The sequence below is a fragment of the Mesorhizobium sp. M1050 genome, assembly GCF_040318715.1.
Lineage (GTDB): Bacteria > Pseudomonadota > Alphaproteobacteria > Rhizobiales > Rhizobiaceae > Mesorhizobium.
In genome coordinates this window covers 19188-45868 of sequence record NZ_JAMYMV010000050.1, presented here as the reverse complement: position 1 = coordinate 45868, position 26681 = coordinate 19188, and the positions used below count along the sequence as shown (strand labels likewise).

The following is a 26681-nucleotide window of genomic DNA, read 5'->3' as shown; positions in this document are numbered from 1 at the left end:
GCCGTGAAACGCTCCAGCGCTGATGGTACTTCGTCTCAAGACGCGGGAGAGTAGGTCGCTGCCAGGTCTGCTAAACGCACGTTGATCGCACATCCAAATCGGATGTGAGAGAAATCTTCTCTTTATGATAAGGCCCGCCAACGGGAACCCGGGCCGCGTAAGCGGCCCTTTCATTTGGTGAGCCAAATACCTATCTGTAGGCCATCCTGTTCGTAGGCCTGCGCACACTTCCAAACCTCGACGCGGGGTGGAGCAGCCCGGTAGCTCGTCAGGCTCATAACCTGAAGGTCACAGGTTCAAATCCTGTCCCCGCAACCACACTTCAAACGCAAACGGCCCGCTCAACGCGGGCCGTTCGCGTTTTGAAGCCGTGCAAGGCCAGGCACCTCGAAATCAAAGCCCGTTGACGTGCTCCCCTGAATATCCTGCAAGAGGCCCGCTAAAGGGCTCACGCCATGGCGACGCCGCGTGATCGCTTTCTCTCGGCCGCCGCGAGAAGATCGACGAAGGCGCGCACCTTGGCGGGCCGGAACCGGGCCGGTGGAAAGACGGCGTGGATGCCGCCTGTCGGTAAGCTCCAGTCGGCAAACACCGGCACCAGCCGCCCCTCGGCGATATCGTCGTCGACGCTGTAATCCGGAAATATGCCAAGCCCGATGCCGGCCAGCACGCAAGCCAGGGCAGCGGGGCTCTTGTCGCACATGATGATCGGATTGAGTTCGGTCAGCACCGTTTCAGCATCCCTGGAAAAAAGCCATTGGCCGATGCCGCGCAACTGGGCGTTGCCGACCCAGGCCAGCGATCTTGACTGGCGCGGCGTCATGTCGGGCGGCATGCGCGCCGCGAAACCAGGGCTTGCCACTACGGTCTGCCGTATCGTGCCCAGGCGCCGCGCCTGGTTCGAGGAATCGGTAAGCCAGCCGACGCGAATGCCGAGATCGATCTGCTCGTCCACCAGATTGCTCACCGCGTCGTCGAAGATCGCATCGACGCGCATATGCGGAAAGGCCCTGAGATAGGCCGCCATGACCGGGGCCACCATCTTGGCACCGTAATCGAGCGGCGCGGTCAGCCTCAGCGTTCCGCTCGGTTCGATCGCCCCTTGCGAGATTTCGCCATAGGCCGCCTCTGCTTCCCTCAGGATAATCATCGCGCGGTCATAGAACAGGCGGCCTTCTTCTGTCGGCGTGACACGCCGTGTCGTGCGCTGCAGCAGCGTTGCGCCCAATTCCTCCTCGAGCTTGCCGATCTGGTGGCTGACCACGGCCTTGGCGACGCCAAGCCGGTCGGCCGCCGCGGTGAACGAACCGGTTTCCATCACCGTGGTGAAGTAGGCGAGCCGATTGAGGTTCAGAAGTTCGGCCAAGGCGGCAGTCTTTGTATGATTGGATCAGACAGTTTGTATTATTAAGCGCTATTTTTCGCAAGACCTTCGTCTGCCACATGTGAGCCAAGGGGGCATTCGCCCGCAGCCGGACCGAGGATGGCGATCATGAGCAATTCAGAAGTGACCTATCTGTTCGATCCGCTTTGCGGTTGGTGCTATGGCGCCACCCCGATGCTGGACAGATTGTCTGCCAGCGGCGTGCGCGTCGAGCTGCTGCCGACCGGCCTGTTCTCCGGCGCCGGCGCGCGTCCGATGGATGAAGGTTTTGCCGCCCATGCCTGGGCGAACGATCAGCGCATCAAGCGCCTGACCGGACAATCGTTCACGCAGGCCTATCGGCACAAAGTCCTCGATATCAGCGGCACGCTGCTGGACTCTCATGCCGCCACGCTCGGCATCAGCGCCGCCGGCCTGGAAAATCCCAGCCGCCGGCTTGCCGCGCTGAAGACGATCCAGCGGGCGCGCTATGTCGACGGCAGCGATGTCGTGACGATCAGCCGCGTGGCCGAAGTGCTCGCCGCCGCCGGCATGGCGGACGCCGCTGAGATGCTCAAGGCGCCGACCGAAACATTGCTGACGACCCACCGCGAGCTGGTCGGCCGAGGCCGCTCGCTGTTCCAGCGCCTGCATGCCGATGGCGTGCCTTCCCTCGTGGTCATCCGCAACGATGCGCCCCGGCTCATCGGTTCGAATGCATTGTTCGGCAGCTTCGACAATCTCGTCGCCCATATCGCGGCGGCCTGATCCCCAGAAAACCCTCAACAAGGAAACTGAAAAGACATGGCAAAAGTCGCTCTCATTGGTGCATCGGGCGCAGTCGGTTCGCGCCTTCTCAAAGAACTCTCCGATCGCGGCCACACCGTCACCGGCATTGCGCGCAACCCGGAAAAGATCGCCGCACTCCCAGGCGTGATCGCCAGGAAGGGCGATGTCTTCGATAAGGAAGGTCTCGCTGACCTGATCCGCGGCCATGATGTGGTGATCAGTTCGGTGCATTTTCTCGACAGTGACGCCGACATGCTGATTGCCGCGGTGCGTGCCTCCGGAGTGAAGCGCTATCTCATCGTCGGCGGCGCCGGCAGTCTCGAAGTCGCGCCCGGCAAGCGGCTGGTCGATACCCCCGAATTCCCGGCGATCTATAAGGCCGAAGCGCAGAAGGGCGCCGACTTCCTGGACAGACTGAAGACGGTCGGCGACCTCGATTGGACGTTCCTGTCGCCATCCGCCATGTTTGTCCCGGGCGAGCGTACCGGCACATTCCGTCTCGGCAAGGACACGCTTCTCGCCTCCGACAAGGGCAGCAGTATTTCGTTCGAGGACTATGCCATCGCCGTGGTCGACGAGATCGAGAAGCCGGCCCATATCAGGCAGCGCTTCACCGTCGGCTATTGATCGAACGGGTAGCGGCGACCGAGTCTCAATCGAGGCTGGCCGACGCCAGCCGCGTCAGCGCTTCGCGCACCCCGACGCGCCGGTAACTTTCCGTATGACAAGACCGTCCTATCTCGGTTCCTCGCGGCGGCGTTCGACAAAGCGCGTTCCCCACTGATCAGGTCGGGTTCGCGCTTGCGCAGTCATTCCTGATAGGACGGATCGACCTCCTTGGCCGGCTTGGCCGTCGTCGAAATCGAAGCCGGCCGGCTGTCGGTGTAGCGGGCCTACTGAGCTATCCGGCATCCCTGTCTGTCAGCGCGATATGACAGCAGCCGGAGCCGTGGCCCGGTGTCCAGGTGACATTGTCAAAACGAACGCCGGTCGCCTCGAACAGGCCGCGGTCGAAGGCGCCGGCTATGCGACAGAGCGTGGCAAGCCTTTGGTCACCAACTCCGGCTTCGACCCAGGCATCCTTCAGCGGGCAGCGTTTCACCTTGAAGGCGATGCGGTCGTCGCTGCGTTCGACATCGGTCGGATACATGCGGCCGCCGTCTGGACTGACGGCCAGGAAGGCTTCGCCGATCGCGCGCGCGTCATTGGGGCCGAAGCCGGCGAAGGCGGCTGCCGCCACTTCCTTGCCGCGTTGTTCGATGGCGCGGATCATGATCGATTCGGCTTTGTCGGCGCCCAGTTCTCCACTCAGTTCCTCGAGCAACAGCCGGTAGAGATCGGCTCGGTTGCGAAAAGCGGAATCGAGTTCGCGCGACAGTTTCTCGGCTCTGGCTTCGGGATCGGTCATGTCGGGTCCTGTCGAACGATACGGTTGAGTCTTGGCACCGCGGCCACCAGCGCCTTGCCTATGGCGGATCGCGGCGCGTCGATGACGGTTCGGGCATCGCCGCTCTCGGCAACCTGGCCGGCGTCGAGAAGGACGACGCGTTGGGCGATCGCTCTGATGACGCCGAGATCATGTGAAATGAAGAGATAGGCAATCCGTTCCTGCCGTTGCAGGTCCAGCAAAAGATCGAGGATCTGTCCGCGCACCGAAACGTCGAGCGCCGACACCGCCTCGTCGAGCACGATCAGCGACGGCTTCGTCGCGATCGCGCGCGCAATGGCTACGCGCTGCCGCTGGCCACCGGAGATTTCATGGATGGCGCGGGTGGCGAGGTCGGCCGTCAGCCCGACACGCTCCAGCAAGGCGGCGATGCGGCGCGGGCGCTCGGCGCGGGAGGCGATGCCATGGATGCGCAAGGGATCGTCGAGGACACGTGCCACCGTGGCGCGCGGATTGAAGGCGGCCAACGGGTCCTGGAACACCATTTGCAGGCGTGCGCGACGCGCTCGCAGCGCCGCGCCATCTAAAGCCAAGAAATCACCGCGTTCAAATTCGATGCGCCCAACGTCTGGCTCGATCAATCGCAACACCAGCCGCGCGATCGTCGACTTGCCGCTGCCGGAAGGCCCGGCCAGCGCCAGCGTCTCGCCGGGGTCGATGTGAAAGGTGACATCGTCGACGGCAGTGATGGTCCTTTCACCGCGACGGTAGCGTTTGGTGAGGTTGGACACCGCCAGCAGGCTCATGTTTGGAGCTCGGCTCGGTTCAGCAATGGCTTGGCGTCGAGCCCGATATGGGCGTCGAGCAGCGCGCGTGTGTAGGTTTGGCTAGGTGCATTGATAATCTGCGCCGTCGTGCCAAGCTCGACCAACCGGCCATGCCGGAAAACGGCGATGCGCTCGGCAAGCTCGGCCGCGAGCGCGATGTCATGGCTGATGAACAGCAGCGTCATGCCGTCCTCAGCCACAAGGCGCCGGATCAAGGCGACAATCTCGGCCTGCACGATGGTGTCGAGCGCGCTTGTCGCCTCGTCGGCGATCAGCAATTTCGGTCCGGCCGCAATGGCGGCGGCGATCGCGACACGCTGCTTCTGGCCACCCGAAAGCTGATGCGGGAAGGCTTGCAAGGCTGAGTCCGGGTCCGGCAGGCGGACGCGTTCGAGCAGGTGTCTTGCCTTCGCATAGGCCTGCGGCCATGTGAGGCCGAGATGGGTGCGCGCGACTTCGGCGATTTGTTTGCCGATGGCCATGACAGGGTCGAGGCTGGCGGAGGGATCCTGGAAGACGAAGCCGATGTCGCGACCGGGGAGGGGTATGTAGCTCTGTTTGAAGGGAGACTTTCGGACGTCGCGCTCTACGAGGCCCCCCTCTGTCCTGCCGGACATCTCCCCCTCAAGGGGGGAGATTGTGCCCTTATCTCTGCTTTCGCCAACTACGCTGGCAGTAGGGGAGGAACCGACAGTGGAACTGCCAATCTCCCCCCTTGAGGGGGAGATGTCCGGCAGGACAGAGGGGGGTGCCTTGGCACCAGCGGATGGCGACGATGGCAAAAACCAATCGATGCGGCCTCCAACCATGGCGCTTGCCGGCAACAGCCCCGCAATGCCCAGCGCCAGCGTGCTCTTGCCGGAGCCGCTTTCGCCGATGATGGCGAGGCGTTCACCAGCGGCGATGTCGAGGCTGATACTTTTCAGCGCCGCCACCTCGTTGCCGTCGCGGCGGTAGGTCACCGTGAGGTCGCGGATCGTAGCCAGGGCGGTCACGAAAGGCCTCTCCTGACTGCTGTCGTCTCGACGACGCCTTCACCGGCGAGATAGACGCCGAGCACGGTCAGAACCAATGCTATGCCTGGGACGATCGATAGGAAGGGCGCGGTGCGCAGCACGGCGCGGCCTTCCGATATCATGCCGCCCCAGGTGACCCGGTTGGGGTCGCCGAGACCGAGGAAGGACAAGGCCGCTTCGGTGAGGATGGCGGCGGCGACGATCACCGACGACATCGCCAGCACCGGAGGCAAGGCATTGGGCAACACCTCGCGAAAGGCGATCGCCATAGGGTGCATGCCGATTACCCTCGCTCCGGCGACGTAGTCGCGTTCACGAATGGAGAGGACTTCCGCGCGGGCAACTCTGGACGGTCCGGTCCAGGTGCCGAGCGCGATGGCAATCACGACGACGCCGAGGGAAGGCCCGACGACGCTGACGAAGGCCAGCGCCAGCAGGAAACTCGGCACGGTCTGGAAGGCGTCGGTGATGCGCATCAGCACCTCGTCGACGAGGCCGCCGGCAAAGCCGGCCAGCGTGCCGATCACCGCGCCGACGACAAGTGCGGCCGCCGCTGCAGCGAGCCCGACGGCCAGCGATGTGCGGGCGCCGTGAAAGAGCTCGGCCAGCACGTTGCGGCCGAGCCGGTCGGTGCCGAGCGGCAGCGACCAGTCTTGGAAGGGCGGCAGCAGCGCCGGGCCGGCGATGGCCTGCGGATCGCCAGGGAACAGCAGCGACGCCGACAGCGCCATAGCAATCAGCGCCGCGAGGAGGATCGCACCAGCAACCGCCTCAGGCGCGCGCAGAAAGCGGCGGAGCGGGCTCATGCACGGGCCTCGCTCGCGCCGACGCGCGGATCGAGGAAGGCATAGGCGATGTCGACGAGGAGGTTGATGACGATGACCAGGACGGCGCTGGTGAGGATAATGCCGAGCAGAAGCGGCGTGTCGCGGGAGGCGACCGCCTCTTGCGCCAGCCGGCCGAGGCCGGGCACGGAAAAGACGCTCTCGATGACGACGCTGCCGCCGAGCATCTGCGCCGATTGCAGGCCGAGCATAGTGACCAGCGGCAGTAGTGCGTTGCGGGCGACGTGGGCGAGAACGATGCGCCGGCAGGATAGCCCCTTGGCGCGGGCGGCCAAGACGAAATCCTGCCGCCAGACCTCGGCCATGCCGGCGCGCATCATACGCAGATAAAGCGCCAGATAGATGAAGCCGAGGGCAGAAACGGGCAGGACGAGATGGACAGCGATGTCGGCGGCGCGATCAAGGCCGGTCTTGTCCGAGGCCAGGGTTTCGATGCCGCCGATCGGCAGCCAGCGCAGGTCGACGGCAAAGACGACGATCAGCACCAGGCCGAGCCAGAAACCCGGCACGGCATAGAGCGCCAGCGAGCCGATCGACAGGAAGCGGTCACGGAAACTGCCGGGCCGCGCGCCGGCATAGATGCCGAGTGCCGAGCCCAGCCCGAAGGAGAGAGCGGTGGCGCTGACCATCAGCAACAAGGTGTTGGGCAGGCGCTCCAGGATCACGTCGCGGATCGGCCTGGAGAAGGTCACCGATTGGCCAAGATCGAGATGCAGCAGCGCCCAGAGATAATTGGCCAGTCGCGTCAGTTCGGATTGGTCGAGGCCCCAGCGATGGCGCAGCAGTTCGATCATGCCGGCATCGCCGCCGGTCGAGACGATGTAGGCGTCGACCGCATCGCCGGGGGCCGCTTCGAGCAGCAGGAAGGTGCCGACGACGACGATCAGCAGCACGAAGATGCTGCCGATAAGGCGACGGCGGAGGAGGATGAGGGCGCGGGTCATGGTAAAGACTTAACGCCGGCCTGGCCGTTAGAGGTGTGGTGTCTGGGCACCCCCCTCTGTCCTGCCGGACATCTCCCCCGCAAGGGGGGAGATTGGATGTCGTTGCTGCTTTCGCCAATCTCCGATGCGGTGACGCGGAAAGGGGGGTGCGGTTGGTGACGCTGCTGATCTCCCCCCTTGCGGGGGAGATGTCCGGCAGGACAGAGGGGGGTGTGAAGGAACGCGGCCTTAGGCCAAGTTTCAACACCGATTTTGCCGCGAACTTTCATCCGCGAAATACTGTCACGATTCCAGATACGTGTCCGCCCAGTTCGACACCGCCCAGCGCGGGTTGTTGGCGATGTTGCCGACCGTGTCGCGGGCGACGCTGATAAAACTCCATTCGGCGACATTGATCAGCGGCAGGTCGGCGGCCACCTCTTTCTGGAACTCCTTATAGAGGTCGGTGCGGGCAGTGGTGTCGAGCGTCTCGGATGCCTTGGCGATGAGGGCATCGAGCGCGTCGTTCTTGTAGCCGCCCTGGTTGGAGAACGGCACGCCGTCAGGAATACCGCTCTGCACCAGAATGGTGGTGGAGATCGCCGGATCGCCACGGAACACCGGCGGGCCGACGGCGAGGTCGAAGGCGTGATCTGTGTAGACGGCCTTGATGTGGCCGGCCGAGTCGTTGTTGACCAGCTCCGCGTCGATGCCGATGGCGGCCAGCGCCTGGCGCAGATAATCGCCGAACTGCTTGGTCTCGTTGAAATAGGGCGCCGGCAAAAGCTTCAGCGAGAAGCGCATGCCGTCCGGGCCTTTCTTGTAGTCGGCCTCGTCGAGCAGCGTGTTGGCCTTCGCGACGTCGAATGGATAGGTCGGCACGTCTGCGGTGTAGAACTGCGGATCGTTTTTCGGCACCGGACCGGTGGCGGTGGCGGCGTAACCGAGGAACACCGTCTTGACGACGAAATCCTTGTCGATCGCATGCGCGATCGCCTGGCGCACCTTGAGGTCGGCAAGTTCCTTGCGGCGATGGTTGATCTCGACGACGAGCTGATAGGTCAGCCCTTCGTAACCTTTGGAGATCACCTTCAGGCCTGGCACTTTAGCGATGCGGTCCAGATCGGCCAGCGGCACGGCGGAGAAGGCTGCAAGCTGGATCTCTGCAGCCTCCAGCGCGCTCGCCGCGGACGTGCGATCCGGCAGCACCTGGTAGATGATCTCGTCGAGATAGGGCTCGTCCTTTTCCCAGTAATCCGCGTTCTTCGTCAGCCGGTAATATTGGCCAGCCTTGTACTCGCCGAATTTGAATGGCCCGGTGCCGATCGGCGCGTTGTTGGCCGGGTTGTCCTCGATCTTGCCGACCTCGTAGATGTGCTTCGGCACAACGCTGCTCAGCGCCGGCAGCGCGTTGCGGATCAGCTGGAACGGTGTCGGCTTGGCGAATTTGAACACGGCGGTGAGGTCGTCCGGCGTGTCGACGCTGGCCAGATCCTTGAACACGGTGCGGCCGAGGTTCTGCAGCGGCTTCCAGATCTGCAGCGCCGAGAAGGCAACGTCGGCCGAGGTGAACGGCTTGCCGTCATGCCATTTGACGCCGTCGCGCAGTTTGAACGTCGCCGAGAGCCCGTCGGCAGACCCTTCCCAGCTCAGCGCCAGCCGCGGCGCGAGCCCGTCCTTGCCGTCGAATGAGGCTTCGGCCAGCGTTTCGACGATCTTGCTGGAGATGAAGAAGACGCCGTTGGAGGCGACGATCGCCGGGTTGAGGTTGCGCGGCTCGGAATCGGCGGCGAGCACCAGCCGGCCACCCTTCTTCGGCGTCTGCGCCCAGCCTGATATCGGCATGGCGGTGGAGGCCAGCAGCATTGCCGAACCGGCAAGCATCGTGCGTCTCGAAATCGTGAAATCTGACATGATCGAACTCCGTCCTCTCCGCGACCCGACCGGGTGCGCCAACAACCCCTCAGACCCGGCAAGTCCGCCGGCATCCTTGCGGCGGCGATTATGGGCCTTGCCGAGGGTTTCGCCAGAGACGGAATTGGCGCATCCTCGCTTGGCTTTGAAATTTTCATCCGCTGGACCAGTTTGGTGGAAGGGGCTCAATTCGCTCCATCTGGTAAGACCAGAATGATCTGATATGCGACCAATGGTGGTATGGTGACATCGAACGGTGCTGTTTTTGCCATTTCTGGCTGGACCAGAGTGGGCGGAATGGTGCAGATTTGATGCAGGGCCATGGGATCGGGAGCGGAACAGCCGGCGATCCCGGGCAATTCAGGGAGAGAGAGATGAACATTGCTCCGGGCAAGAATGCCGTCGGCACTGTCCCGTTCGACCAGGCGCGGGTCGACCGGCTGATGGAGGAGGCCGGCATCGATGTGCTGCTCGCCACCTCCAAGCACAACACGCAGTATCTGCTGGGCGGCTACAAATTCATCTTCTTTGCCGCCATGGATGCGATCGGCCACAGCCGTTACCTGCCGATCGTCGTGTACGAAAAGGGCGGGCCGGAGCATGCCGCCTATATTGGCAATCGCATGGAGGGTGGCGAGCACCAGAACAACCCGTTCTGGACGCCGACATTGCACGCCGCCTGCTGGGGCACGCTCGACGCCGCCAATCTCGCTGTCGAACATCTGCAGAAGATCGGTAAGGCCGGCGCTCGCATCGGCATCGAGCCGGGCTTCCTGCCGTCGGACGCCTATACGCTGATCCGCAAGGCGCTGCCGGACGCCAAGCTGATCGATGCGACCGACATGCTCGAGCGCATGCGCGCTATCAAGACCGATGCCGAGTTGGAGAAGCTGCGCACGGCCTCCGAACTGATCACCGATTCCATGCTGGCGACGATCGCGTGGGCGCGCGAAGGCACGACCAAGAGCGAGATGATCGAGCAGCTGCGGCGCGAGGAGACCAATCGCGGCGCGCATTTCGAATATTGCCTGCTGACACTGGGCTCCAGCCACAATCGCGCCGCCTCGCCGCAAGCGTGGAAGAAAGGCGAGGTGCTGTCGATCGATTCCGGCGGCAATTATCACGGCTATATCGGTGACCTCTGCCGCATGGGCATTCTGGGCGAACCGGATGCCCAGCTCGAGGATCTGCTAGCCGAGGTCGAGGCGGTACAGCAGGCGGCCTTCTCAAAGGTCAGAGCGGGCACGCTGGGCGGCGACATGATTTCGCATGCCGAAGGTGTGCTGAAAGCGTCGAAGGTCGCGGCCTATACGGATTTCTTCGCCCATGGCATGGGCCTGATCACGCACGAGGCACCGTTCCTGATGACCAACCACCCGGTGACCTATGAGGGCACCTATGCGTCCAAGCCGCTGGAGAAGAACATGGTGCTGTCGGTCGAGACGACAATGCTCCACCCGACGCGCGGCTTCATCAAGCTGGAGGACACGTTGGCGGTGACGGATACCGGCTATCTGATGTTTGGCGATCGGGGCCGGGGGTGGAACAGGGGTGGCACCCTATAGAGACGAAGGCTGGCGCTGCCCCGGATACGTTATTTGCCGCCCGGCGGGATCAGCCTGAAATCCGGCAGTTCCCGCAAAACCAGTTCTGGGCCGGCCGGCGAATAGACGACGAAGAGCTGCATCGGTCCGTCGCCAGTATTGAGCGTCGAATGAAAGCGGCTTTCCGGCACATAGATGGTGCAGCCGGGGCCGACTTTCTCGACTACCGGATTGCCGTTCTCGTCCTCGACCATCTGCTCGCCATGACCTGATATGACGAAGATGATTTCCTCGGCGCCCGGATGGTTGTGACGCGTATGGCCCTTGCCGGATGGCAGGTCGACGACGCCGCCGGAAAAGCGCGTCGCGCCATTGACCTCGGGCGCCACGGTCAGCGCCAGTCTGCCCCAGTCGAAGCCGAAGGCACTGACATCCTTCGGGTAGACAAACATTTTGCTCTTGTCGGTCATCTCATCACCCCTTCTTTTTTCTTCGTATTCCCGTCGCCGCCAAGCGTCACGGCCTTGAAATCCGCCGTCTGTCTTGCGATCGCGGCTTCCGCCGGCAGCCGTTCCATCGAGCTTGCGCCATAGAAACCGTGCAGGCCCTTACAGCGGTCGAGGATGTAGCGGGCGTCGTCCGGCATCGAGATCGGGCCGCCATGGCAAAGCAGGATGACATCCTTGCGCACCGAACGCGCGGCGTTGGCGATGGCGTCGATCTCGAGCACGCAGTCGTCGAGAGACTTGGCCGATGTGGCGCCGATCGAGCCGCCTGTGGTCACGCCCATGTGGGCGACGACAATGTCGGCTCCGGCCTTTGTCATGGCGCGGGCCTCGTCCGGGTTGAAAACATAGGGTGTGGTCAAGAGGTCGAGCTTGCGCGCCTCGGCGATCATGTCGACCTCGAGCCCGAAGCCCATGCCGGTCTCCTCGAAGCTTTGCCGCATCTGGCCGTCGAACAGGCCGATGGTCGGAAAGTTCTGCACGCCGGAAAAGCCCATGGTCTTCAGCTCGGCCAAGAGCAGCGGCATGATGACGAAGGGATCGGTGCCGTTGACGCCGGCCAGCACCGGCGTCTTCTTGACCACAGGCAAAACCTCGTAGGCCATTTCCTTGACGATCTCATTGGCATTGCCATAGGCGAGCAGGCCAGCGGCCGAACCGCGGCCGGCCATCCGGTAGCGGCCGGAATTGTAGATGATGATGAGGTCGATGCCGCCAGCCTCCTCGGCCTTGGCCGACAGGCCGGTGCCGGCGCCGCCGCCGACGATCGGCACGCCCTTGTCGATCATTCCCCTGAATCTCTTCAGTATGTCCTTGCGCGGTATGGCGGGCATGTCTTGAATCTCACTGTCTGGCGATGTCGAGAAAAGCCGCGCCCGCGGCCGCGGCGAATTCCGGGTCGTTAATGTGGAGTGGAAGGCGCTTCACGCGCCGGGTGCCATTTGGCCGGATAGTGCGCTCGATGGCTTCGAACAGGACGGCGTCGGCTTCCGGATCAAAGAAGGCGCCGCCTTCGATGTCGAGCGCCGAGACGCCCTTTTCAGGGATGAGGAAATGCACCGGCCCCTCGCAGCGAGCGAGCCTGGCGCCGATCCATTCGCCGATCGCGCGGCATTCCTGCGCCGTGGTGCGCATCAGCGTGACGTTGGGATTGTGTTCATAGAACAGCCGACCGCGGTGGTGCTCCGGAATGGTCGACGGTGCCCAGAAGTTGACCATGTCGAGTGCGCCGACCGAACCGACATAGGGCAGCCTGGTGCGGGCGATCGCGCCGAAGCGGTCCTCCGTCGCCGGTAAAACACCACCGAACAAGAGATCGCAGACCTCGGTCGTGGTGATATCGATGACGCCGGACAGCAGGCCACTGTCGGCCAGCTTCTCCATGCTGCGGCCGCCAGTGCCGGTGGCGTGGAAGACCATGCAGTCGTAGGTCGAACGAAGCTGGTCGGCGATGGCGGTCACGCAAGGTGTGGTAACGCCGAACATGGTGAGGCCGATCGACGGTTTGCCGTCGGGCGGTGGTGCCGGTTTCGCCGCCATGCCCGATATCGCCTGGGCGGCATTGTGCAGGATGACGCGGGACAGCCGGTTCAGTCCGGCCATGTCGGTCACCGCAGGCATCATGATGATGTCGGAAACGTCGACGTAAGGCGACGTATCGCCGGAGGCGAGCGTCGAAACCATGATTTTGGGCAGGCCGAGCGGCAGCGCGCGCATGCCCGAGGTGATGATCGACGTGCCGCCGCCACCGCCGATGCCGATCATGGCGGCGATATCGTTTCGCGATTGGGCAAAGCGGGCAAAGGCGATACCCATCGCGGCGACCGCAGCGCCACGATCATTGCCGCCGAGCACGGCGTCGCCGCCGTTGGGATGATGGCCGGCAATTTCCTTTGCGGTGATGTCGACGGGAACTGTTGCTTCGCGTGTTCCGACATCGACGCGGGACACCGCGGCACCGGTGGCGGCGATCGCATCGGCCAGGAAGGCGAGTTCCTCACCTTTGGTGTCGGCGGTGCCCACCACATAGATGCGCTTCATCGCGTTTCCCCGCCGGCTGCTTGCCCGACCTTCCGGCAAGCGAAGGCCATTGCAAATTTTTGAGACGCGCGTATCGTATTGATATGGATGTCTCACGTCAACAATCCACAGCGAGCGACAGCACTGAGCCGGGAAACGGCCGGGCGATAGAGCGCGGGCCGCGCGCGCGCACGAAACGACTGATGCTGGAGACGGCGACGAGGCTGATGCAGGCGGGCGTCACGCCCTCGGTCAGCGAAGTCGCCGAGGCGGCACAGGTTTCCCGTGCCACCGCCTACCGGTATTTCCCGAGCCAGGCGGCACTGGTGCAAGCGGTAGTCGACGAGGGGCTAGGGCCAATCCTCACCTGGCAATCGACCTCCGCGGATGCGGAGCGCCGGGTCGCCGATCTGTTCGACACGGCCATGCCGCGCATCGAGGCCTTCGAGGCGACGTTCAAGGCAGCACTAAAGCTGTCGCTCGATCAGTGGGCGAGGCGTCAGGCCGGCACGCTGGACGGTGAGCCGGCCTTCACGCGCGGCCACCGCATCGAGTTGCTAAAACAGGCGATCGCGCCGCTCAAGGGCCGTTTGCCGCCGCGCGAATTCAAGCGGCTGGCGCAGGCGCTGTCGCTGATCTTCGGCGTCGAGGTGCTGATCGTGCTCAAGGATATCTGGGGGTTGGACAGTCGCCGGACGATGTCGGTCGCGCAATGGGCGGCCGGCGCGCTGGTGCGTGCGGCGGTCGCGGAGTCGGAAGGCAGCGACGGCATTAAAGTACAGGTCTTGTCGGTGGGATAGCGTAAATCTGGTTCGACCAGATTTATTTTCCGACGATTCGATATTTCTGTTGGATCCAAATGTAGGTACAAGCTTTCCGAGCCTGTTGAAACGAAAAAGATGGAAAAATATAGGGATAGGCGAGAAGATGGAAGATTCCGATTGGCGGCTACGCTCAAGAAAAGCGCTTGACGGGCGTCGGGAATTGGTAATACCAGATGAAGAAGAAAGGGCGGATCAGGAATGACAGCCGCAGTCGATTTCGGCAGGGCGAGGAGGATCATACGGATGGCGCGTGTTCCGTCCGCACGAGGTGGCGCATCGTGACGCAGGCGTCGCCTGGTGCCGGCAACGGCATTGCGCTCCGCCTCGACAGGGTTAGCAAGACCTATGGATCCGTGCGGGCCGTCCACGACCTGAGCTTCGCCGTCGACGAAGGCCGCTTCTTCGTCCTTTTCGGGCCGAGTTCGGTCGGCAAAACGACGACGTTGCGCACGATTGCGGGTCTGGTGCCGCCCGACAGCGGGACTGTCGAGATCGGCGGCAAGGACGTGACCCGCGCGCCGATCATGGGCCGCGGCATCTCGATGGTATTCCAGTCCTTTGCGCTCTATCCGCACCTCAACGTCTACGACAATTTCGCCTATCCGCTGCGCGAGGAAAAAACCGCGCGCGGCGAGATCGACAAGCGGGTGAATGAGACCGCCGAGATCCTCAAGCTGACGCACCGGCTGAGGGCCAAGCCGGCGACCCTGTCCGGCGGCGAGCAGCAGCGCGTCGCGCTCGGCCGCTCGCTCATCCGCCGGCCGAAGATTCTCCTCCTTGACGAGCCGCTCACCAACCTCGATGCCAAGCTTCGCCACGAGACGCGCGCCGAGCTGAAGCGGCTGCACCGCCAGTTCGGCATGACCGTGATCTATGCCACTCCCGATGAGCTAGAGGCGCTGTCGATGGGCGAGGAGATCGCGGTGATGCGCGACGGCAGCATCGTCCAGATCGGTACGCCGGACGAACTCTACGAGCGGCCCGTCCATGCCTATGTCGCCAGCAAGATCGGCTCGCCGCATATGAATCTGTTCAAGGCTTCGGTGCGGGCCGACGCCAAATCTTTCGACACGCCGCTCGGCACTCTGGTTCCGGCGGCGCCATGCAAGACCGCCAATGCCGGCGAGGCGGTGCTGATCGGCATTCGCCCGAGCGACATCCGGCTCGCCGCCAAGGGCGAAGCTGCGGTCGCCTCGAAGGTGCATCTGCTCGAGCCGCTCGGCGACATCACCATCGTCTCGGTCGAGGCGGGCGGCGAAATGTTGCGCATGGTGCTGCCGGAAGCGACCGCCGCCAGCATCAGGACTGGCGATTCGGCATCGATCGCCATCGACAGCAGGAAAATCCACGTCTTCGACGCCGCGAGCGGCCAGGCAATGACCTGACGCGAACGGCGAGAAGTAATCCGGTTTACCAAAGGGAGGAAACCCGAATGACCGCGATGACGAAAGTGAAAGGGCTAGCGACAGCCGCCAGCTTCGCTGCCACGCTACTGGTGGGGGGCGTGACCTATGCCTCTGCCGACGAGGTGAAACTGACGATGGTCGGTCCCGATTGGCCGCCAATGCGCATCATGAAGAAGTTCTTCGACGAGCAATACAAGCCAGCTTCCGGCAACAAGGTGACGCTTGATATCGACTTCATTCCGTGGCCGGATTTCTATACCCGTGTCAATGCGTCTCTTACATCTGGTGAACAGAAGTACAATTTCGCTGTGTCGGATTCTCAGTGGCTTGGAGCGTTTATTGAGGGGGGCTATTTCCGCAAGATCAATGATCTGATCGACGCCGACCCGGAACTGAAGGCCACAATGGACTCTATGCATCCGGCGATTGTGAATGCCTATTCAACCTATCCGAACTCGACGCCGAACTACTATGGTTTCCCGCAGTTCCCGGACGTGCTGGTCACCTACGCCCGCAAGGACGTGATCTGCGACGAAGGCGAGCAGGCCGCCTTCAAGGCGAAGTACAATGAGAAGCTGCCCTGCACCGGCGAAGAACTCGACAACATGGACTGGAACACGTTCGCGCATGTTGGCGAATTCTTCCAGCGCAAGAAGGGCGACAAGCTCGCCGGCCAGGTGCTGGATGACGATTTCTACGGCATCGCCTATCAGGCCGGCAAAGGCTATGACTTCTCGACGAGCTCGGTCCACTCGTTTGTCTGGCAGCATGGCGGCGGCATCTGGGATGAAACGAAGGCACCGACGGGGCATGCCGAAGGCGTCGTGAACTCGGCGAAGTCCATCGAGGGCATGGACCATTTCATGAGCATGCTCAAGTGGATGCCCCCGGTGGTCAAGACTGGCACCATGGACATCTTCGTCTCCGACCAGTTGTTCCGTGAGGGCAAGGTCGCCATGAACGTCGACTGGATCGGCCTCGGCGAAGCCTCGCTCGATCCCAAGACCTCGAAGGTTGCCGACAAGTTGGTGTTCGGAATGGCGCCGGGCCTGCGCGGCGCCGACGGCAAGATCAATCGTACGTCACAGATCGGCGGACAGCCTTTCGTGCTGACCACCTGGACAACGGACGCGCAGATCAAGGAAGCGGTCGGCTTCGTCAAGTGGTGGCTCTCGCCCGAGATCCAGCACCAGTTCGCCGCGGCTGGCGGTCAGTCGGCTATCACCTCCGTGTACACCGATCCAAAATACGTGACCTACCGTCCGTGGAACCGCGCCTGGGCAAACTCGCTCGACTGGCAGAAGGATATGTGGCACGTGCCGCAGTTCTTCGAGATGCTCACCCAGCAGCAGGACCAGTACGATCTTGCCATCACCGGCAAGCAAGACGCCAAGACCACCATGAATAATGTCGCCAAGTTCCAGGAGGACCTCCTGAAGAACGCCGGCCTGATCCAGTAACTCTCCAACAAATCTGCGGGGCGCGGAAACGCCGCCCCCCGTCACTGTAACGTCAGACGCTCCACATTCCGGACTCCCATGACCGCTGCTTCACACTCCCTGCCGGCACCACTGTTCACCGCGGTTGTTGCTCACAACTGGAAACTCGCCATCGCCGTCGCCGTCGTCGTCTCGGCCATATCGATCGCGGTCTTGCCGGCGGCACTATCCTTCTGGGTGGTGGGCGTGACGGCGACGTTGGTCGCGGCCGCATTTACCGTCAACGCGTATCGGCGCCACTACTTCGGCGCCCTGCTGGTTGCCCCGGCGATCGCCGTTCTGTTCGTGATGAATATCTTCCCCCTGCTGTGGTCGCTGGGCCTTTCGTTCTTCGCCTATCAGGCCAACCAGCAGACGATCCGATTTATCGGCCTCGGAAATTACGCCCGGATTCTCACCAACGATCTCGCCGCCAACGCGACCTGGAGCGCGCTGATCAATACCGCGATGTTCGTGGTGTTCACCGTCTCCGCGCAGATGATCGTCGGCTTTTTGCTGGCCATCCTGTTCTCCAAGCAATTCCCGCTGCGCAAGTATCTGTTGATCCTGGTGCTGACGCCGATGATGCTTTCGGTTGTCGCCTCCGGCGTGTTCTTCACCTACTACTACGACCCGACCTTCGGCATCCTCAGCTACGTCATCAATTCGATCGCCGGCGACCAGTTCATCCTGATGAGCACCAAGGTCGGTGCGGTGACGGGAATCGTTTTCGCCGACGCGTGGATGTGGTCGCCCTTCGTCATGCTCCTTGTCCTGGCGGGCCTCGTATCGGTGCCGAAATACCTCTATGAGGCGGCCGCCATCGACCGTGTGTCGCGATGGCGGCAGTTCTGGATGATCACCTTCCCCTACATCCGCGGCCTTCTTATGCTGGCCCTGCTGTTCCGCACGATCGAGGCCTTCAAGCTGGCGGATCTGGTCATCCTGCTCACCAAGGGGGGCAACGACACGCTGACGATTTCCTATCATCTGATTCGCATCGCCAACGAGCAGAACAAGACGAGCGAGGGCGCGGCGATCTCCTATCTGATGCTTTTCATGGTGATTGTTCTCACCAACCTCTACCTTTACCTCGCCAACCGCCGCACGCTGGGAGCCTGACCTGTGGCCGAATCGATATGGGGAAAGCTCGGCCTGCGTAGGGCGAGCGGTGTGGACAAAGCCGGCTGGGGGCGGACGCTCGGCGTGGCCGTCGTCGCCTTTATCTATTTTCTGCCGGTGCTGTTCATCATATTCACCGCCTTCAAACCGCAGGGCGACGCGCTCCTCGTCCCGCCGACGCTATCGCCCACCTCGCTGTTCGGTTTGATTCCAGACCATTTTGTCTTCACGCCGACGCTCGAAAATTTCGGGTCCGTGTTCTCGCGCTCGATGACCCCGGGCGGCGCCCCCGAAGCGACGGGGTTCGATCGTTACTTCTTCAATTCGATCTTCATCGCGTCGGTGTCGGTGCTGCTCGCCCTCGCCATCGGCACCCTCGCGGCCTTCGGCTTCTCGCGCTATCCGCTGAAAGGCAACGACACCTACCTGTTCATCATCCTGACCACGCGCATGCTGCCGGCGATCGTGGTGATCATTCCCGTGATCCTGATGTTCCGCGTGGTGGGCCTGTCGGGTTCATATTTCGGCATCATCATGCTCTACACCGCCTTCAATCTTGCCTTCACCATCTGGATGATGAAAAGCTTCTTTGACGAATTGTCGCCCGACGTCGAGGATGCGGCCCGCATCGACGGATCCTCTGGAATCCGGGTGTTCTTCAAGATTGCCCTTCCCCAGGTCATCGCCGGCCTCGCCGCGACGTTTGTGTTTGGCCTGATCCTCACCTGGAACGAGTTCCTGTTCGCCCTGTTGCTGTCGGGACCCGACACGCGGACGGTCCCGGTTGCCATGAACCAGGCCGTGTCTTCGGGCGGACGCGGCACCGATTGGACCTTGCTTGCCGCCATTGAAACCCTGTTTCTCATTCCCGTGTTCCTGGTCACCTTCTTCCTGCAGGACCATCTGTTGCGCGGCGTCACCTTCGGCACGGTGAAGCGCTGACATGTCAACCATCGAACTCCGTAAAGTCACCAAGCGCTTCGGCTCCTTCACGGCGGTCAGGGACGTCGACCTGTCGGTGGCTGCCGGCGAGGTCGTCTGCCTTCTCGGCCCGTCCGGCTGTGGCAAGACGACTACCCTGCGCGTGATCGCCGGGCTCGAAAGCGTCTCAGGCGGCGAGGTCGTCCTCGCCGGGAGGGTGATGAACAACCTGCCGCCCGAAAAGCGCGACATCGCAATGGTGTTCCAGTTTTACGCCCTCTACCCGTCGGCGTCGGTCGGAGAGAACATCGCCTTCCCGCTCTACCATGACGGCATTTCCGCGGCTGACCGCACTGCCCGCGTCAACCGCGTCGCGGCGATCCTGCACCTGGAGCAAGTCCTCGACAGGCTGCCCAGCCAGATATCCGAAGGTGAAAAGCAGCGCGTCGCTATGGCCCGCGCCATCGTCCGCGATCCCAATTGCTTCCTCTTCGATGAGCCGTTGTCGCGTCTTGATGTCGAGCTCCGCCAGACCATGCGTGGCCAGATCAAGGAGGTGCTGCAAGGCCTATCCAAAGCGACCGTGATCGTCACCCACGACCAGCTCGAAGCCCTGACCATGGCCGACCGCATCGCCATCATGAGGGACGGCCTGATCGAGCAAGTGGGCTCACCGCACGAAGTGTTCGCCAAGCCCGCCAATGTTTTTGTGGCGAGCTTCATCGGTACGCCGCAGATGAATCTTCTGGAGGCCGACCTCAAGACGTTCGCCGATGGCATGGCCGACATGACCGTCGCCGGCAATACCCTGGCGATCACCACCGACGCGGCCGTCGAGCACCTGCGGCCCGGAAAGGTAACGATCGGCATCCGCCCCCGTGCCTTCGCCGCAACCGACGCGGCAGACCGCGGCACCATCGCCGCCCAGGCCGAACTCATCGAGCCCATGGGCGCCGAAACCCTTATTCATGCCCGCACGGCCATGGGCGGCGACATCCGCGTCGTGGTGCCACGCAGCCAGCGGGTCAAGATCGGCGAGGCTCTGAACCTGCGCCCCGATCCCAGGCAAACCCACGTCTTCGATGATGCCGGAAGGGCGGTGCGGTCATGAGCGACAGTTCTTCCGGCATCAGCCCCGCCGGCGCGTTTCGCCTCGAGGTCTTCATTATCGGCCTCGGTGTCCTGGCGCTGGTGCTGATCTTCCAGCCTTTTTCTATCGGGCTGTACGCGGTCGGCAGCGGTCTCGTGGTGCTCGCCGGACTCGTCAACAACCTGCTGCCGTTGGCCGAGCCAGGCGTCAAGCCACGCAGCGTAGTGAAGGTTGCGCTGGTGGTGGCGATGATCTTCTGCATTGTGCTGCTGGTTTCGATGACGGTAGCCCATCTCTACGGCGCCTTCTTCCTCAAGCCGCCGGACCCCAATACGATCGGCGGCAAGGCGCAGCTCGCCACGCCGCCGTTCTACAAGCAGGTTTTCGTGTGGGAAGTTGCCGCCGCGACAGTGATTCTCGCGGCGATCGTCACGGTTCTCAACAAGACTACGAGATGATCAGCAGCTGACGCTATCCGGCAGGTCGCGTTTGCGCCGGTCCGCGCCGGTCGGTGTGCGTCGCCCTCTCAACTCTCACGCCGTCATCCTCCGGCTTGACCGGAGGACCCGACGCCGAGATCAAGGATCGCGTCGACCGTGCCGCCCGCACGCTGCGGATCGAGCATCTGCTCGACCGCAAGACCGACAAGCTGTCAGGCGGTGAGATGCAGCGCGTATCGATCGGCCGCGCCATCGTGCGCAAGCCGCGCGTTTTCCTGATGGACGAGCCGCTGTCGGCGCTCGACGCCAAGCTGCGCGAGGCGCTACGCACGGAACTGAAGAACCTGCAGATGCAGCTCGGCGCCACCTTCCTGTTCGTCACCCATGACCAGATCGAGGAGATGTCGATGGGTGACAAGGTCGGCGTACTCAACCATGGCCGCATCGTGCAGACGGGTACGCCGCACGAGATCTACAACAATCCGCGCGATACCTATGTGGCGAGCGTCGTCGGCTCGCCGCCGGCCAGGACCGATGTCGCGATCGAGCAATCGGTGCGCTTTGCCTGGAACCCGGACAAGGTGGTGCTGTTCGACAAGGGCAGCGGCGTCAGCTTGCGGCACGTTGTGTGAACTCCAGCTGAAGCGGGCGTGGAGGTCGGCTCAGCCGGCCTAGCGGATAGCAGCCTGTTCCTCGGCGCGAAGGTGGCTGGGCGCCGAGCCGATGACGCGTTTGAAGGCGCGGCTGAATGCGGCATCCGATTCGTAACCGAGACGCGCCGCAACGACGGATATTTTCATCCGGTCGCGGATCAGCCACTGTCTCGCCTGATGCATCCTGACCTGGGTGACATATTTTGCCGGCGTTTCTCCAACGATGGTGGCGAAGCGCTCGGCAAATCCCGATCGCGAGGCGCCCATCATCCGGGCCAGGGACTCAACTGTCCAGTCGTGGTTCGGCTCGAGATGGATGGCGGCCAGCACGCGGCCGATTTCGCGGTCCCTGACCGCGGCGATCCAGCCGGACGAATCGCCGCAGCCGCGTTCGACCCATGAGCGGATGACGGTGGCGGCAAGCACGTCGGCCAGCCGCGCCAGGATGCCGCCGGAGCCGACGCGCTCCATCGTCACTTCGCGCGCCATCGACTCCAGGAGATGCGGAATGCCAGGCTCGTAGGCTCCCAGCTCATGTGTGCGCATGACATCCGGCATCATGCCGAGCAGGGGATGCAGGCCGTCAAGATTGAAGTACATGCTGGCGCAAAACAGCAGGGTTCCCGGCCGGCAACATTCCGACATGCCTTCGTTCGACATGCAGTAGACGTCCTTGCAGACCTCCTCGACTTCGTAGCCGTGGATCGGCCAGGCCTGGGCGCCGGGTTCACTGGCCAGCACGTGCGCCGCACCGCGCGGCAGCAGCATCGCGTCGCCTGCATTGAGTTCCACCCATTCACCGGACGGCTGCTTCAGCCAGCAACCTTTGCGGCCGATGAAATGAAACCGCGCCGCTGGCTGCGCTGGGAACTGGATACCCCAGGGCTCCTTCAGCTCGAAGCGGCCGTACTCGACGCCATCGAGCCGCAAGCCGCGCAAGATGTCTGTCAATGGGTCGCCGGTGATTGGAATTTTGGACGAATGGGCAAACATGACGGGGTTTCTAGCATGGAAACTCCAAGTGGTCACTCCCTATGTTGCATTGCAGCCAAATGCTGCGCTGCAAACAACTCGGAGACTGACCATGGCCGAACCCGCGACAGGCGTCGTCGACGCCGATCTTCTGAACCCTGCAGACTCCGACGAACGAACCGAACCGGCCTGGGGTGCCGTGGTGTCGCTGGCACTGGGGGTGTTTGGTCTGGTGACCGCTGAATTTCTGCCCGCCAGCCTGTTGACAACGATGGCGCGCGATCTGGGCGTCAGCGAAGGGGTGGCCGGACAGGCGGTGACCGCGACCGCGATCGTTGGCGCCATTGCCGCACCCACCATGGCGATCATTACCAGGCGTATGGATCGCAGGCTGGTGATGTGGATGCTGACGGTGTTCCTGATCCTGTCCAATCTCCTTGCCACCTTTGCCTCATCGCTTACCATGCTCCTGCTCGCCCGCGTCGCGCTCGGCGTCGCGCTCGGCGGCTTCTGGGCGATGTCGGCGGCCATGGCACTGCGGCTGGTGCCGATGCGACTGATGCCGCGCGCCATGTCGATCATCCTGACCGGCGTTTCGCTGGCGACCGTCTGCGCGGCGCCGGTCGGCGCCTATGTCGGCGATATCTGGGGCTGGCGCACGGCCTTCATGATCGCGACCGTCGTTGCCGCCCTGGCACTGCTGGTGCAGCTGGCCACCATTCCGAAGCTGCCGCCCGTGGGTGTAGCGAGCTTCCGCACCTTGCTGGAGGTGCTGGAGCGCCCCTCCATCAGGATCGCACTGCTCGTCGTGCTGCTGGTCGCCTCGGGACACTTTGCCGGCTTCACCTATGTCCGTCCCTTCCTGGAGAAGGTCCCCGTGCTCGACATCGAGACGATCTCGCTGGTGCTGCTGGCCTACGGCATTGGCGGCTTCTTCGGCAATGTTGCCGGTGGCATTCTGGCCGAACGCAGCCTCAAGGCAGCCGCAGCTCTGGCGCCCTTGCTGATTGCGCTTGCCGCCGCCTCGATGCTGGTTTTCGGAGCTTCGCCCATGGTCGCCGCCGCTGCCGTTGCGATCTGGGGCTTTGCCTTCGGCGCGGTTCCGGTCGGGCTGCAAAGCTGGTTGGTGCGGGCAGCGCCTGATCAGGCCGAAAGCGCCGGAGGGCTGATGGTGGCGACCTTCCAGGTGGCGATTGCGCTTGGCGCCGTCTTTGGCGGCCTGCTGGTCGACCATGCCGGTGTGGCCAGCTCCTTTGCCTATTGCGGCGCGGCGACACTGCTGGCGGCCGTCGTGGTGTTCCTGCGCGGCCCGAAGCGCGCCGAGTAGCCTGGACGCAAATCAGGCTTCCCTGACACTGCGCGTCGGCCCGAGACCCGTCACGGTTTTCGGGCCGACGCCGTTGTGATGGCAGCGACAAAGCTGCCGTCTACATAAGCCGCCAGCGGCCGGTTCAGACAGCGCGCCCGTCGAAGTCGAATATCGGCAGGGTTGAAGGGTCGAGATTTGCGACGCAGTTGATGTTGACGTAGGCACTCCGGTCACCGCCTTCGCGGACGTCCTCTGCAAAGGGATGGATGCCGCAAGTGCGACAGAAGCGGTGCGCGATGGCATGGTTGCCGAATGTGTAGATGCCGAGGTCGTCGCCCCAGGCCAGGACCTGCAAGGTTTCGTGCGGGATAGCGCACAAGAGGGCGCCTTTGCGCGCGCATATCGAGCAATTGCACCGCACGGCCCCGGTCAGTTTGGCCTTGAATTCCAGCGTGATCTTTCCGCAGTGACAGCTACCTTTGTAGAGCATGGTGTCTTCCTTCTGTTCGGCAGGGGTGCAAAACCGTCCGCGCCGGGTTAAGCCTCGGCAAGCCATGCCGCTGCACTAAGGACGTTCAAGGCGTCTGGAGTCCGACACCGAAATGCAATCAGTCCGGGATCATCTGGAAATCGTCCTCGCGCACCTTGCCGCCCGTGCCGGTGATGAGCGCGTGTTCACCAAGCTTTATGCCGAAGTCGCACGAGCGGCGGCTGACGCCAGCGATGCCCGCAGGCGGGCGGGGGTGAAGCTCGGACCGCTCGACGGCACCATTGTCTCGATCAAGGATCTGTTCGATGTCACCGGTGAACCAACCACGGCCGGTTCGCTGATGCGCAAGACCGCCGCGCCTGCACTGCTCGATGCCGCGATTGTGAGCCGGCTGCGGCAGGCCGGCGCTGTCATAATCGGCAAGACCAACATGACCGAATTCGCGTTCACCGCGATCGGTGACAACCAGCATTTTGGCACGCCCGGCAATGCGGTCGACGCCAGCCGCATACCCGGCGGGTCCTCCTCGGGCGCCGGCGTTTCCGTCGGTGAGGCGACGAGCGAGATATCGATCGGTTCCGACACCGGTGGTTCGGTACGCATTCCGGCATCGCTCAATGGCGTGGTCGGCTTCAAGCCGACGGCGCGGCGTGTGCCGCTGACCGGCGCCTTCCCGTTGTCCGCCACGTTGGATTCGATCGGGCCGCTTGCCAGAACCGTCGCTCAGTGTGCCGCTGCCGACGCCGTGATGGCCGGCGAGATACCGACCGCGCTGGCGCAGATTGCTCTTAGGGGGCTTCGTATTGGCATCCCGCGCGGCATTCTTTTCGAAGGGACGGAAGGCGAGGTGACGATCGCGTTCGACCACTGCGTTGGCAAGATCGAGCAGGCAGGCACGCAGGTCGCGGACCTGCCGATCGACGATCTGCTTGGAGAGATGCGCGCGGCCACCAAGCGCGGTTCGATCGCGGCGATGGAGGGTGCCGAAGTGCATGCCGACTGGCTGGCGACGGGAGCCTCGGTGCCTGTCGACCCGCACGTCAGCGGGCCTTTGTCACGGGCAGCAATGCTGCCGACGCCTGTCTATATCAGGGCGATACGCCGTCGTGCAGCTCTCGCCGCCGCCATGGATGAGCGGCTGGCATCGGCCGATGTGCTGGTCTTGCCGACCACACCTGTGATGGCGCCGACCATCGCTTCGATGGCCGGAGATGCCGAACTGCGCGACCGCATCGAAGGCCTGCTGCTGCGCAACACGCAGGTCGCCAACCAATTCGATCTATGTGCAATCTCGCTGCCGATGCCAGGCATGGCGCTGCCTGCCGGATTGATGCTGGTGGCGCGCAATGGGCAGGACCGGCGTCTGTTGCGGATTGCTGCTGAAATTGAGTCGCTGCTTGGCACGTGACCGGAACTGGGCCGACCGTCAGTGTGACGAACAGTGCTTGCGTTCACCATCCTTGGCGGTCCGTACGATGCGGGTCGCGACCAGCCAGGGGAGGGTGTATTCCTTGCCGCTGATGGTCTGGGTGCGTTGCTCGATCGATCCTCTGACGACGATCTTTCCGGCATAAAGCGCGTCGGAGAGATCCGTTATCGCCTTGTCGGCCTGCGGCAATCCGCTGGGGTCGATCGACACGCCCTTGACGATCGTGCCGGTCCCAAGGTCAAGCGCGCTGCTCGATGGGCACGGCGCCTTGAAGCAGCGCAGCCCGTTATCGCAATAGACGTAGCTGCTCTGAGCCTCCGCAAATGACGGCAAGGCGCAGAGCGAAGACGCGGCAACAGTCAGGCATTTAAGGCGAAGACCGAACATGGTTTTCAACGTCGCGGAGAATTGGGGCGAAACAGCGATGCGTTACGCGCTCGCCGGAAACCGCCGCCGGTAGTGATCGACCACTTCGGGATTGCGCAGGTTGACCGGCAGTTTGCCCGCTAGCACCAGCAAGGCTTCGCCCGCCGCGCCAACGCCCATCCGCATCATCGACTCCTCGGTGATGCCGGCCATATGCGGAGTGATGATGACATTGTCGAAGTTGAGATAAGGATGATTTGACGGCAGCGGCTGCGTCGAAAAGACATCGAGCGCAGCACCGCCGATGCGGCGCTTCTGCAAGGCTTCGATCAGCGCGTCGTCGTCGATGACAGGTCCGCGCGAGACGTTGATCAGCAACGCATGCGGCTTCATGCGCGCGATCCGCTCGCGGTTGATCAGGCCGCGCGTCTCCGGCGTCAGCGGGCAGCACAGAACGATGATGTCGCTTTGCTCGACCAGGGCGTCGATCGACAGGAAGCCGACTTTCTCCGGCGCCGGCTGCATGCTGCGCGTCGTTGCCACCACCTTCAGGTCGAAGCCGTGCGCGGCGATATGGCCGACAGCCTGGCCAACGGCGCCAAGGCCGACGATGCCGATCGTCTTGCCGGCAAGTTCGCTGTTGGAATTGGCGTGCTCGCGGCCGGCAAGCCAGCCTTTGGCGCGCAAGTCGCGGTCGACGACGCGGAAGTTGCGAAGCAAAGCGAGTGCTGCAAACATGACGTGCTCGGCAACCGAGCGGGCATTGACCGCCGGCACGTTCGCAACCAGCACGCCGGCGGCGGTCGCAGCTTCCATCGGGATCATGTCGAGCCCGGCGCCATGGCGGATCGCCGCTCGCAACTTCCGGGCGCCCTCGAACAGCGCCGGCGGCAGCGGCGCGCGGACGATGACGATGTCGGCATTCCTCGCCTCGGCGGCCAGCGTGGCTGGATCGAAGGCAGAAGCGACGACGAGTTCGCCGGTGCCAGCCAGCATGGCCGAGGCGCGCGGATGTAGCGGGTGTGTCGTGAGGATGCGGGCCATGTCG

At 63.3% G+C, this 26681-nt stretch carries 26 protein-coding genes, 1 tRNA gene and 1 pseudogene; 14 read left to right on the top strand and 14 right to left on the bottom strand.

Translation table 11 applies throughout. The annotated features are described in order from the left end of the window. Nucleotides 1–241 precede the first annotated feature (241 nt). A tRNA-Met gene (locus NKH57_RS23820) sits at nt 242–318 on the top strand. Nucleotides 319–448: 130 nt separating this feature from the next. On the opposite strand, the gene NKH57_RS23815 is transcribed toward NKH57_RS23820, so the two are convergent. After that, on the bottom strand, nt 449–1366 hold the full coding sequence (locus tag NKH57_RS23815) for a LysR family transcriptional regulator (protein ID WP_352947824.1): 918 nt from the start codon (nt 1364–1366) through the stop codon (nt 449–451). A 126-nt stretch (nt 1367–1492) separates the two neighbouring features. Between NKH57_RS23815 and NKH57_RS23810 the strand changes: the two genes are divergently transcribed. Both NKH57_RS23810 and NKH57_RS23805 read left to right on the top strand, forming a co-directional pair. Further along, nucleotides 1493–2131, top strand: a complete 639-nt coding sequence (locus NKH57_RS23810) for a DsbA family protein (RefSeq protein ID WP_352947821.1) — start codon at nt 1493–1495, stop codon at nt 2129–2131. A 36-nt stretch (nt 2132–2167) separates the two neighbouring features. Beyond that, on the top strand, nt 2168–2779 hold the full coding sequence (locus NKH57_RS23805; RefSeq protein ID WP_352947818.1) for an NAD(P)-dependent oxidoreductase: 612 nt from the start codon (nt 2168–2170) through the stop codon (nt 2777–2779). Between the two features lie 274 nt (nt 2780–3053). Here the strand turns inward: NKH57_RS23805 and NKH57_RS23800 are convergent, their stop codons facing one another. From NKH57_RS23800 to NKH57_RS23775, 6 genes are all read right to left on the bottom strand, one after another. Next, a complete protein-coding gene (locus NKH57_RS23800; protein WP_352947815.1) occupies nt 3054–3560 on the bottom strand; it encodes an L-2-amino-thiazoline-4-carboxylic acid hydrolase in 507 nt (168 codons plus the stop codon). After that, nucleotides 3557–4345, bottom strand: a complete 789-nt coding sequence (locus NKH57_RS23795) for an ABC transporter ATP-binding protein (RefSeq protein ID WP_352947812.1) — start codon at nt 4343–4345, stop codon at nt 3557–3559. The genes NKH57_RS23800 and NKH57_RS23795 overlap by 4 nt, the downstream gene beginning before the upstream one ends. Continuing rightward, a complete protein-coding gene (locus NKH57_RS23790) occupies nt 4342–5361 on the bottom strand; it encodes an ABC transporter ATP-binding protein (RefSeq protein ID WP_352947809.1) in 1020 nt (339 codons plus the stop codon). The genes NKH57_RS23795 and NKH57_RS23790 overlap by 4 nt, the downstream gene beginning before the upstream one ends. After that, a complete protein-coding gene (locus NKH57_RS23785) occupies nt 5358–6188 on the bottom strand; it encodes an ABC transporter permease (protein WP_352947807.1) in 831 nt (276 codons plus the stop codon). Before NKH57_RS23785 ends, NKH57_RS23790 begins: the two co-directional genes overlap by 4 nt. Beyond that, complete coding sequence (locus NKH57_RS23780) at nt 6185–7171, bottom strand: ABC transporter permease (protein ID WP_352947805.1); 987 nt, start codon at nt 7169–7171, stop codon at nt 6185–6187. The genes NKH57_RS23785 and NKH57_RS23780 overlap by 4 nt, the downstream gene beginning before the upstream one ends. A gap of 282 nt (nt 7172–7453) precedes the next feature. Next, nucleotides 7454–9064: an ABC transporter substrate-binding protein gene (locus tag NKH57_RS23775; RefSeq protein WP_352947802.1), complete on the bottom strand. Its 1611-nt coding sequence runs from the start codon at nt 9062–9064 to the stop codon at nt 7454–7456. Between the two features lie 374 nt (nt 9065–9438). Here NKH57_RS23775 and NKH57_RS23770 point away from each other — a divergent pair, with 374 nt between their 5' ends. Continuing rightward, nucleotides 9439–10629: a M24 family metallopeptidase gene (locus tag NKH57_RS23770; RefSeq protein ID WP_352947800.1), complete on the top strand. Its 1191-nt coding sequence runs from the start codon at nt 9439–9441 to the stop codon at nt 10627–10629. A 29-nt stretch (nt 10630–10658) separates the two neighbouring features. Here NKH57_RS23770 and NKH57_RS23765 read toward each other — a convergent pair whose 3' ends face one another. The 3 genes from NKH57_RS23765 to NKH57_RS23755 are packed head-to-tail and all read right to left on the bottom strand — an operon-like array spanning nt 10659 to nt 13154. Next, entirely contained in the window at nt 10659–11078 is a 420-nt protein-coding gene (locus NKH57_RS23765) for a cupin domain-containing protein (protein ID WP_352733841.1), read from the bottom strand. Beyond that, nucleotides 11075–11947, bottom strand: coding sequence for a phosphoenolpyruvate hydrolase family protein (locus tag NKH57_RS23760; RefSeq protein ID WP_352947797.1), 873 nt, complete (start codon nt 11945–11947; stop codon nt 11075–11077). The genes NKH57_RS23765 and NKH57_RS23760 overlap by 4 nt, the downstream gene beginning before the upstream one ends. 10 nt (nt 11948–11957) lie before the next feature. Then, nucleotides 11958–13154 carry a Tm-1-like ATP-binding domain-containing protein gene (locus tag NKH57_RS23755; RefSeq protein WP_352947795.1) on the bottom strand — a complete coding sequence of 399 codons (1197 nt, stop codon included), beginning with the start codon at nt 13152–13154 and terminating at the stop codon, nt 11958–11960. An 83-nt stretch (nt 13155–13237) separates the two neighbouring features. Between NKH57_RS23755 and NKH57_RS23750 the strand changes: the two genes are divergently transcribed. From NKH57_RS23750 to NKH57_RS23715, 8 genes and pseudogenes are all read left to right on the top strand, one after another. Beyond that, entirely contained in the window at nt 13238–13933 is a 696-nt protein-coding gene (locus NKH57_RS23750) for a TetR/AcrR family transcriptional regulator (protein ID WP_352947826.1), read from the top strand. A gap of 302 nt (nt 13934–14235) precedes the next feature. Continuing rightward, a complete protein-coding gene (locus NKH57_RS23745) occupies nt 14236–15342 on the top strand; it encodes an ABC transporter ATP-binding protein (protein WP_050589569.1) in 1107 nt (368 codons plus the stop codon). Nucleotides 15343–15389: 47 nt separating this feature from the next. Beyond that, complete coding sequence (locus NKH57_RS23740; RefSeq protein ID WP_023760833.1) at nt 15390–16823, top strand: ABC transporter substrate-binding protein; 1434 nt, start codon at nt 15390–15392, stop codon at nt 16821–16823. A gap of 78 nt (nt 16824–16901) precedes the next feature. Further along, the gene (locus NKH57_RS23735) at nt 16902–17963 is read left to right on the top strand and encodes a carbohydrate ABC transporter permease (RefSeq protein ID WP_031260686.1); all 1062 of its coding nucleotides are present in this window, start codon (nt 16902–16904) and stop codon (nt 17961–17963) included. 3 nt (nt 17964–17966) lie between these two features. Further along, nucleotides 17967–18905 carry a carbohydrate ABC transporter permease gene (locus NKH57_RS23730; RefSeq protein WP_050589568.1) on the top strand — a complete coding sequence of 313 codons (939 nt, stop codon included), beginning with the start codon at nt 17967–17969 and terminating at the stop codon, nt 18903–18905. Between the two features lies 1 nt (nt 18906). Beyond that, nucleotides 18907–19995 carry an ABC transporter ATP-binding protein gene (locus NKH57_RS23725; RefSeq protein ID WP_352947790.1) on the top strand — a complete coding sequence of 363 codons (1089 nt, stop codon included), beginning with the start codon at nt 18907–18909 and terminating at the stop codon, nt 19993–19995. After that, the gene (locus NKH57_RS23720; RefSeq protein WP_023760829.1) at nt 19992–20432 is read left to right on the top strand and encodes a hypothetical protein; all 441 of its coding nucleotides are present in this window, start codon (nt 19992–19994) and stop codon (nt 20430–20432) included. Before NKH57_RS23725 ends, NKH57_RS23720 begins: the two co-directional genes overlap by 4 nt. A gap of 80 nt (nt 20433–20512) precedes the next feature. After that, a pseudogene (locus NKH57_RS23715) lies at nt 20513–21046 on the top strand (ABC transporter ATP-binding protein); the annotation flags it as partial. Between the two features lie 39 nt (nt 21047–21085). Here NKH57_RS23715 and NKH57_RS23710 read toward each other — a convergent pair. After that, entirely contained in the window at nt 21086–22060 is a 975-nt protein-coding gene (locus NKH57_RS23710; RefSeq protein ID WP_352947788.1) for an AraC family transcriptional regulator, read from the bottom strand. A gap of 91 nt (nt 22061–22151) precedes the next feature. On the opposite strand from NKH57_RS23710, the gene NKH57_RS23705 reads away from it, so the two are divergent. Continuing rightward, nucleotides 22152–23366 (top strand): MFS transporter, encoded by a 1215-nt coding sequence (locus NKH57_RS23705; RefSeq protein ID WP_352947785.1) that lies wholly within the window; start codon nt 22152–22154, stop codon nt 23364–23366. Between the two features lie 124 nt (nt 23367–23490). Here the strand turns inward: NKH57_RS23705 and NKH57_RS23700 are convergent, their stop codons facing one another. Next, nucleotides 23491–23838 carry a GFA family protein gene (locus tag NKH57_RS23700; RefSeq protein WP_352947782.1) on the bottom strand — a complete coding sequence of 116 codons (348 nt, stop codon included), beginning with the start codon at nt 23836–23838 and terminating at the stop codon, nt 23491–23493. Between the two features lie 112 nt (nt 23839–23950). On the opposite strand from NKH57_RS23700, the gene NKH57_RS23695 reads away from it, so the two are divergent. Further along, nucleotides 23951–25246, top strand: coding sequence for an amidase (locus NKH57_RS23695; protein WP_352947779.1), 1296 nt, complete (start codon nt 23951–23953; stop codon nt 25244–25246). A gap of 18 nt (nt 25247–25264) precedes the next feature. Here the strand turns inward: NKH57_RS23695 and NKH57_RS23690 are convergent, their stop codons facing one another. Both NKH57_RS23690 and NKH57_RS23685 read right to left on the bottom strand, forming a co-directional pair. After that, on the bottom strand, nt 25265–25654 hold the full coding sequence (locus NKH57_RS23690; RefSeq protein ID WP_352947776.1) for a hypothetical protein: 390 nt from the start codon (nt 25652–25654) through the stop codon (nt 25265–25267). 42 nt (nt 25655–25696) lie between these two features. Then, the gene (locus NKH57_RS23685; RefSeq protein ID WP_352947773.1) at nt 25697–26677 is read right to left on the bottom strand and encodes a hydroxyacid dehydrogenase; all 981 of its coding nucleotides are present in this window, start codon (nt 26675–26677) and stop codon (nt 25697–25699) included. Nucleotides 26678–26681: the final 4 nt, after the last annotated feature.